The organism is Micromonospora sp. ALFpr18c, assembly GCF_008868155.1.
GTDB lineage: Bacteria > Actinomycetota > Actinomycetes > Mycobacteriales > Micromonosporaceae > Micromonospora.
In genome coordinates, this window is the sequence record NZ_WBKR01000247.1 from 1 (window position 1) to 8,121 (window position 8,121).

7 protein-coding genes are annotated in these 8,121 nt (G+C 69.7%); all 7 read right to left on the reverse strand.

The features are described 5' to 3' along the window. A partial coding sequence (locus F8271_RS28250; RefSeq protein WP_192580497.1) for a hypothetical protein occupies nt 1-718 on the reverse strand: 718 nt, incomplete at its 3' end. Between the two features lie 667 nt (nt 719-1,385). Beyond that, entirely contained in the window at nt 1,386-2,588 is a 1,203-nt protein-coding gene (locus F8271_RS28255; RefSeq protein ID WP_151492889.1) for a saccharopine dehydrogenase family protein, read from the reverse strand. Continuing rightward, entirely contained in the window at nt 2,588-4,009 is a 1,422-nt protein-coding gene (locus tag F8271_RS28260; RefSeq protein ID WP_151492890.1) for an FAD-binding oxidoreductase, read from the reverse strand. Before F8271_RS28260 ends, F8271_RS28255 begins: the two co-directional genes overlap by 1 nt. Beyond that, nucleotides 4,006-4,848 (reverse strand): ABC transporter permease, encoded by an 843-nt coding sequence (locus tag F8271_RS28265; RefSeq protein WP_225854826.1) that lies wholly within the window; start codon nt 4,846-4,848, stop codon nt 4,006-4,008. The genes F8271_RS28260 and F8271_RS28265 overlap by 4 nt, the downstream gene beginning before the upstream one ends. After that, nucleotides 4,845-5,753 carry an ABC transporter permease gene (locus F8271_RS28270; RefSeq protein WP_151492891.1) on the reverse strand — a complete coding sequence of 303 codons (909 nt, stop codon included), beginning with the start codon at nt 5,751-5,753 and terminating at the stop codon, nt 4,845-4,847. Before F8271_RS28270 ends, F8271_RS28265 begins: the two co-directional genes overlap by 4 nt. Next, nucleotides 5,750-6,901 carry an ABC transporter ATP-binding protein gene (locus F8271_RS28275; RefSeq protein WP_151492892.1) on the reverse strand — a complete coding sequence of 384 codons (1,152 nt, stop codon included), beginning with the start codon at nt 6,899-6,901 and terminating at the stop codon, nt 5,750-5,752. Before F8271_RS28275 ends, F8271_RS28270 begins: the two co-directional genes overlap by 4 nt. Nucleotides 6,902-6,906: 5 nt before the next feature. Beyond that, nucleotides 6,907-8,091: a spermidine/putrescine ABC transporter substrate-binding protein gene (locus tag F8271_RS28280; RefSeq protein WP_151492893.1), complete on the reverse strand. Its 1,185-nt coding sequence runs from the start codon at nt 8,089-8,091 to the stop codon at nt 6,907-6,909. Nucleotides 8,092-8,121: the final 30 nt, after the last annotated feature.

An 8,121-nucleotide genomic window follows, 5' to 3' on the forward strand; every position in this document is an offset into this window, starting at 1 on the left:
TGGCGATTATGTGACTGGGGCGGCGGTAGAGGTCCACGTCGGTGAAGTGACGCATCTGCCAGCCGTGAGCGGATAACCAGTTCATCCGGGATCGATCGCGGCGGAGGCGGTCACGGTCCAGGTGGGACGATCCGTCGTACTCGACACCGACTCGGCGCTTCCGATAGCCAAGGTCGAGACGGTAGAGCGGCACCCCGTTGCTGTCCGGGACCCAGATCTGCGGCTCCGGCGCGGGCAGTCCACCGTCGATCATCACCATGCGAAGCTGACTCTCCTGCCGGCACTCCGCACGAGGGTCCGCCCGCGGCACCAGATCCCGCGCCTGGCAGATGCCACGCAGGCGCTCGTGCCGAGCGACCTCAACCAGAAGGTCCTCGGGTCGACACGCGCCTGAGCGAAGACACAGATCCAGAAGTGGCATCGCGTCCAGCCGGCACAATGATCGGGCGAGGTCGACCGCGCACCGGGCAGCGGGCGCACACGGCACTCCAGCCAGAACCACCGGGTCGCGTACCGGCAGCACCGCCTCGTGGGCGACGACCCCGCGAATATGCGGCACCCGCTCCCCTGCCGGCACGATTATGTGCACGTCGGAACTGCGGGCGTCTCCGAAACCGTGCAGCTGCGCACCGGTGTGGAAGCCAACAACAGCGGTGTCCGGCAACCGTCGGAAGATCGCCGGCAGGTGCCGAGCCGGATCGCACGAGGGCGCGTACACGCTCCGCGACAGTCGGTGCAGTCGGGACCTGTCAGCCAGCCTGCGCACCTGTTCCCGACTCAGGCCCGCGGCGAGTAGCTCCGAGTATCGATACAGACGCTCTGCCATGTCGCAGGAATCTGCAGCACCAAGCCGGAAGCCTGCCACCCCGACCCAGCGCCCTGTGGACAACCACCGCCCCTGTGCACAACGCCCAAAAGAGCTCCGACCGTGCTACGCGCCCCGACTCACCCACCGGGTCGACCATGGAGTTGTGGTGCCGGATAGATGCCTCGAAATGGCACGGATCGGCCACCACAACTCCATGATCGACGCGAGGCTGAACGGGCGGGGTCAATCGCAGCCGTAGCCGTCGTTGTCGCGGTCCAGGTCGTAGATGTCGCTGCCGACGACCTTGACGACGCCATCGACGTAGGCGGGGCCGTTCCCGCTACCGATCCGCCGTCACGCCGGTCACCTGCGACATTCGCTCCGACCGGGATGATCGATGGGCGATTTCCGCGGCGACGAGTTGACACCTGGTGCGATCCCTCGGGTTGAACGGGTAGGGCCGATCGTGCGGGCAAAAGCCGCGGATCCCCGCGCATCGCGGCCTCCTGCGATCGGTTCATGCAAACCCGAGAGGGCCTCCGACGATGTGTCGGGATGTCGTCAGCGGGGGTGGGGGTTAGCGCTCCTCCATGCCCCACGGAGAGCCGTAGGCGGTGAGCAGGTCGAGGAAGGGCACCGGGGGCAGCGCCTCCGGGCCGAGCACCCCCACACCGGACCAGGCGCCGGTTGCGAGCAGCTCCAGCGCGACCACCGGGTTGACGGCGGTCTGCCAGACCACCGCCTGGTGGCCGTACTCCCGCATCGACCATTCGTTGTCGACGACGTGGTAGAGGTAGACCTCGCGGGGCTGCCCGTCGGGGCCGAGGCCACGTACCCAGGTGCCGGCGCAGGTCTTGCCGCGCATCCGCTCACCCAGAGTGGCCGGGTCGGGCAGGCAGGCCGCCACCACGTCCCGGGGAGAGACCGAAGCGCCCCGCACGGAGACCGGCCGGGTGGAATCCAGGCCGAGTTTGTGCAGCGTCTTCAGCACGCCGATGAACTCGTCGCCCAGGCCGTACTTGAAGGTGACCCGTTTGGCGTCGACCCAGCGCGGGATGAGCAGCACCTCCTCGTGCTCCACGTTGACGCACTCGACCGGCCCGATGCCCTCGGGGAAGTGGAAGACCTCCGGCTCGGAGAACGGTTCCGTGGTGTACCAGCCGCGGTCGGCCTCCCAGACCACCGGCGGGTTGAGGCATTCCTCGACGGTGGTCCAGATGGAGAACGAGGGCGCGAAGTCGTAGCCGTCGACGGTGAGGTTCGCCCCGTCCCGGATGCCGATCTCGTCGATCTCGCTGAACAGTTCGTCGGCGGCGTACCGGGCGAACACGTCGGACAGGCCGGGCTCGATACCGATGCCGCCGAGCGCCAACCGGCCGGCCTCCTCCCAGGCGGGGGCCGCCGCGAACTGCTCGTCACCCAGCTTCACCCCGGTCCGCACGTGCGGCTGCGAGGGGTGCGGGTGTGACAGCGACATCGCCATGTCCAGGTAGTCCGCGCCGGCCGAGAACGCGCCGTTGAAGATCGGCATGACGAAGCGCGGATCGACGGCGTTGAACACGTGGGTGATCCGGTGCTCCCGGCAGAGCGCCGCGACGGCGTCGGCCGAGGAGGCGTCCACCTGGGCGGCGACGAAGCGGTCGCCGTGCCCGGTGATCGCGCGGCCGGCGCGGTCCAGGTCGTAGTCGGCGACCACCACCGTCTCGAAGAAGGACCGTCGGGCGGCGATGGCTACGGCGGCGGAGCCGACGCCACCGGCGCCGACGAGCAGGACACGCATCAGGAATCAAACCCCAAACCAAGACGATCGAGAGTACGGAGCCACAGGTCGCGCCGGCCCTCGCGCGCGTCGGCGCGGGCCAGGGACCAACGGGTGAGATTGATGCCGACCGCGCGGACGGGTTCCGGCGGAAACGGCAGGGGCTTGCGGCGGACCAGGTCGAGCCGGGTCAGCGGGGTGTCCCGGCCGTCGAGCAGGTCGAGCAGCACGCGGGCGGAGAAGCGGGTCGCGCCCACGCCGAGGCCGGTGTAGCCGGCGGCGTACGCCAGTCGCCCGCCGTACGCGGTGCCGTAGAACGGGCAGAACCGGGTGCAGGTGTCGATGACGCCGCCCCAGCGGTGGCTGAAGCGCACGTCCGCGAGCTGCGGGAACGTCGTGAAGAAGTGCTCGGCGAGGGTGGTGAAGGTGGCGTGGCGTTGCTCCAGCTCCGGAGCGACCCGGTTGCCGTAGTGGTAGACGGCGTCGTAGCCGCCGAAGAGGATCCGCCCGTCGGACGTGATCCGGTAGTAGTGGAACTGGTCGCCGGTGTCGGCCAGCCCTTGCCGGTTGCGCCAGCCGATCGCGTCCCGTTGGGCGGGGGTGAGCGGCTCGGTCATCAGCACGTGGTCGTAGACCGGCACCACGTATGCCCGCAGCCGGCGCAGCAGCGGTGGGAACGCGTTGGTGGCCAGCACGACCCGCCGGGCTCGCACGGATCCGGGCGCGGCGTCCGGCCCGCCGGCGGTCACCGCGTGCAGCGCCGCACGGTCGGCGCGCAGCCCGGTGACCCGGGTGTGCTCGTGCACCCGTACGCCGAGGTCGAGGCAGGCTCGGCGTAGACCCCACGCGAGCTTCGCCGGGTCCACCATGGCCACCCGGTCGGCGTCGATCATCCCGCCGAGGTACGTCGGCGAGTCGACCTCGGCGCGCACCTCGTCGCGGTCGAGCAGCCGCACCCGGTGGCCGTACCGGCGGGCCAGGTCGGCGTCGGCGGCCAGCCCGTCGAGTTGGTACGGCTCGACGGCGACGGCCAGTTCGCCGGTGCGCTCGAAGTCGCAGTCGATGTCGAACTCCGCAACGGTGGCGGCGATGGCTTCCAGGTTTTCCCGGCCGAGGCGTTCCAGCTCGCCGACCTCGGCGGGGAACCGGTCGACGCCGTTGGCGAGGCCGTGGGTGAGGGAGGCGGCGCAGAACCCGCCGTTGCGCCCGGACGCGGCCCAGCCGCAGGTCCCGGCGTCGACGAGCAGCACGTCGCGATCGGGGTCGGCCTGCTTGGCCAGCAGTGCGGCCCAGAGCCCGCCGAACCCGCCGCCGATCACCAGCAGGTCGGCGTGCTGCGGGCCGGTGAGCGGCGGCAGCGGGTCGGGGCGTTCCGGGCGGTCCAGCCAGTACGGCACGGGCGCCGCGTCGGCCAGCGCCCGGCTGGTATGCGGGAGGTTCATGACGGCCGGCGTGCCGGACGGGCAGCGGGCGCGGCGGCCAGCAGGTTGGCCCGGCGGGCCCGCCGTCCGCGCAGCGAGCTGAGGCCCACCAGCAGCAGGGCGATCGCGAACATCGCGGTGCCGATGACGTTCACCTGCGGCGGGATGCCCCGTTGGGCAGCGCCCCAGACGTACATCGGGAACGTGACGGTGGTGCCGGCGTTGAAGTTCGTGATGATGAAGTCGTCGAAGCTCAACGAGAACGCCAGCAGCGCGGCGGCCACGATGCCGGGCAGCACCAGCGGCAGCGTGATCCGCCGGAAGGTCTGCCACTCGCTGGCGTACAGGTCCATGGCGGCCTCCTCCAGCCGCCGGTCCATCCCGGCGAGGCGCGCCTTGACGGTGACCACCACGAACGACACGCAGAACATGACGTGCGCGATCACGATGGTCCAGAAGCCCTGCGGCACCCCCGCGGACACGAACAGGGCCAGCAGCGAGGTGCCCATCACGAGTTCCGGGGTGGCCATCGGCAGGAAGATCAGCACGTTGATGCCGGCCCGGCCACGGAAGCGGTGCCGGACCAGCGCGAACGCCATCAGCGTGCCGAGCACGGTGGCGACGACCGTGGCGATGAAGCCGATCTGCACGCTGCGGACGACGGCGTCGCACATGTCCGAGGTGGCGCAGGGCTGACGCCAGTTGTCCAGGGTGAACTCGTTGAAGTCGTACGACAGCCGGCTCGACGGCCGGTTGAACGACAACCCGGCCACCACCAGGATCGGCAACGCCAGGTAACCGAGCACCAGCAACGCCACGATCATCACCCAACGGTCCGCGAGCCAACGGGAGACCCTCACAGCACCTCCTCAGTGCCGGCTCGACGGAGGTAGCCGAAGACCACCGCGAGGATCGCCGCCATCAGCAGGAACGACAGCGCGGCGCCCTGCGGGTAGTCCAGCCGGACCAGGAACGCCGAGTCGATGACGTTGCCGATCATGTATTCGTTCGGGGTGCCGAGCAGTTCGGCGTTGATGTAGTCGCCGCTGGCCGGGATGAAGAACAGCAGCGTGCCGGCGACCAGGCCGGGCATGGACAGCGGCAGCGTCACCCGGCGGAACGCCTGCACCGGGCTCGCGTACAGGTCGGTGGCGGCCTCCAGCAGCCGGTAGTCGAGCCGCTCCAGGCTCGCGTACAGCGGCAGCACCAGGAACGGCAGGAAGTTGTACGTCAGGCCGAGCACCACCGCGAACGGGGTGGCCAGCAGCCGGCCGTCCGGGGCGAGCAGGTGCACGTCACGCAGCAGGCCGACGAGCGCGCCGTTGTCCGACAGGATCGTCTTCCAGGCCAGAGTGCGGACCAGGAAGCTGGTGAACATCGGCGCGACCACGCACACCAGCAGCAGGTTCTTCCACCGGCCGGCCTTCTGCGCGATCGCGTACGCCAGCGGGTAGCCCAGCAGCAGCGCCAGCACCAGGGCCAGACCGGCGTAGCCGAACGAGCGCAGGAACTGCGGCCAATACGCCTGCACCACGTCCGGATAGTTGCCGAACGCCCAGGTCAGCGCGTACCCGGTGGACAGCGACCCGCCGGGGTCGTACAGGCTGGCCGCCGCGAGCTGCACCAGCGGCACACCGAAGAAGATGAGCAGCCAGGCCGCGCCGGGCAGCAGCAGGAGGTACGGCAGGAGCCGGTGTCGCCCGGACCGGGCTGCCGGTGGCGCGGGTGGCGCCTGCCCCGATCCGGTGGGGGCCAGGAGGGTCACGACGACGCACCCACCGGCTCGTCGAGCACCGGTGCCGTCCGGTCGGTGTCGGCGGCGTCGCGGGGCAGCAGGAACGCGTGCCGTGGATCCCAGTACGCCACGGCTTCACTGCCGACCGGCACCCGCGCCGACGTCCCGCTGTTCGCCGCGAAGACCGACAGTTCGGTGCCCCAGCCGGTGCGCAGCAGGTACTGCGTGCTGACCCCGACGTAGGAGGCGTCGCTGACCACCCCGGTGACGTGCTGATGTCCTGCGGGCACCTGGTCGGCGGAGCCGACCAGATGCAGCTTCTCCGGGCGTACCCCCAGGTGGACCGGTCCGCGGTCGGCCCGCGACCGGCCGGCGGGCACCGAGAAGCGCGCGCCGTGCGCCGTCACCGCGACCTCGCCGCCGCTCGTGCCGGCGGCCTCGCCGGCGAGCAGGTTGGACTGGCCGAGGAAGTTCGCGACGAACGCGGTGGCCGGGAACTCGTAGATGTCGGCCGGGGCGCCGAGCTGCTCGATCCGGCCGGCGTTCATCACCGCGACGGTGTCGGCCATCGTCATGGCCTCCTCCTGGTCGTGGGTGACGTGCACGAAGGTGATGCCGACCTCGGTCTGGATCCGCTTCAGCTCGATCTGCATCTGCCGGCGCAGCTTCAGGTCGAGCGCGCCGAGCGGCTCGTCGAGCAGTAGCACCTGCGGCTGGTTGATCAGCGCGCGGGCCAGCGCTACCCGCTGCTGCTGGCCGCCGGAGAGCTGGGCCGGGCGGCGCGGGCCGAAGCCGTCGAGCTGCACGAGCGACAGCATCCGGGTGACCTCGTCGTCGACCGAGCGGATGCCGCGACGGCGCAGCCCGAAGGCCACGTTCTCGAAGATGGTGAGGTGCGGGAAGAGCGCGTAGCTCTGGAACACGGTGTTGATCGGCCGCTTGTACGGCCGCAGCCGGGCGATGTCGCGGTCGCCGAGCAGCACCTGACCGCTTGTCGGTTCCTCCAGCCCGGCGATCATCCGCAGGGTGGTGGTCTTGCCGCAGCCGGACGCGCCCAGCAGCGCGAAGAACGAGCCCTGCGGAATCGTCAGGCTGAGGTCGTCGACAGCCGTGAAGATGCCGAACCGCTTGGTGAGGTTGGCCAGGCGCAGGTCGCCGGCCGGTGTCTCGCTCGCCATTCCCGTCACGCCCCGATGACCTGCTGGAACTTGCCCTCGTACTCCCTCTCCTGCTTCTCGTCCAGGGCCATGAACACCGTGGACTTCGACAGCAGCGCCTCGTCGGGGAAGATCAGCGGGTTGGCGGCCAGCTCCGGGTCGATCTTCTCCATCTCGGCCTGGGCGCCCTTGACCGGGCAGATGTAGTTGACGTACGCGGCGAGTGTCGCGGCGACGGCCGGCTCGTAGTAGTAGTTGATCAGTGCTTCGGCGTTGCCCTTGTGGGTGGCCTTGTTGGGGACCATCATGTTGTCGCTGTAGAGCATCACGCCGGAGTCGGGCGCGACGAACTGCACCTTCTCGTTCTCACTGGAGAGCTGGATGACGTCCCCGGACCAGCCGATGCACGCGGCGATGTCGCCCTTGGCCAGGTCCGGTGCGTAGTCGTTGCCGGTGAACTTGCGGATCTGCCCCGAGTCGACGGCCTTCTTGAGCTTGTTGAGCGCATCGTCGAACTGGGCGGCGGTGAAGTTGGCCGGGTCGTGCCCGTTGGACTGCATCAGCAGGCCCATCGTGTCGCGCATCTCGCTGAGCGCCGTCACCTTGCCCTTGAGGTCGGGCCGGGTGAGCAGCTCGTCGACCGTCCGCAGCTCCTTGGTGACGCTGCCGTTGTACGCCAACCCGGCCAGGCCGGACTGCCACGGGATCGAGATCCGGTTGTCCTTGTCGAAGGAACGGTTGAGCAGCGACGGCAGCAGGTTCGCCTGGACGTTCGAGATCTTCGCGGGGTCGAGCTTCTGGATCCAGCCGAGGCGGATCATCCGCGCCGCCATCCAGTCGGTCAGCACGATGATGTCCCGGTCGGTGCTCTGGCAGGCCGCCAGTTGGTTCTGCACCTTGCCGAAGAACTCGTTGTTGTCGTTGATGTCCTCGGTGTAGGTGACCTGAATGCCGCTCTTCGTGATGAACTCGTCCAGGCTGGGCCGCTTGGACTCGTCCTTCTCGTCCACGTCCATGTACTGCGGCCAGTTGGAGAAGGCAAGCTTCTTCTCGGTGCCGGACAGGTCCTCGCTGACGCAGCCGGCCTCGGTCTGCTGCGCGCCCTTGGTGCCGCAGCCGGCGAGGCTGCCGCCCGTGGCGAGCAGAGCGGCCGAACCGAGAGTGCCGGTGAGCAGTCCACGCCGGGAGAGGGGCCGGAGGGGAGTACGCATGACGACTCCTAGGGGGTCATCGTCGGCGGG

What these genes read in the sequence shown, in the direction of transcription:
- F8271_RS28280 (WP_151492893.1), bottom strand. Translation starts at nt 8,091, where the DNA reads ATGCGTACTCCCCTCCGGCCCCTCTCCCGGCGTGGACTGCTCACCGGC.
- F8271_RS28260 (WP_151492890.1), bottom strand. Translation starts at nt 4,009, where the DNA reads ATGAACCTCCCGCATACCAGCCGGGCGCTGGCCGACGCGGCGCCCGTG.
- F8271_RS28255 (WP_151492889.1), bottom strand. Translation starts at nt 2,588, where the DNA reads ATGCGTGTCCTGCTCGTCGGCGCCGGTGGCGTCGGCTCCGCCGCCGTA.
- F8271_RS28275 (WP_151492892.1), bottom strand. Translation starts at nt 6,901, where the DNA reads ATGGCGAGCGAGACACCGGCCGGCGACCTGCGCCTGGCCAACCTCACC.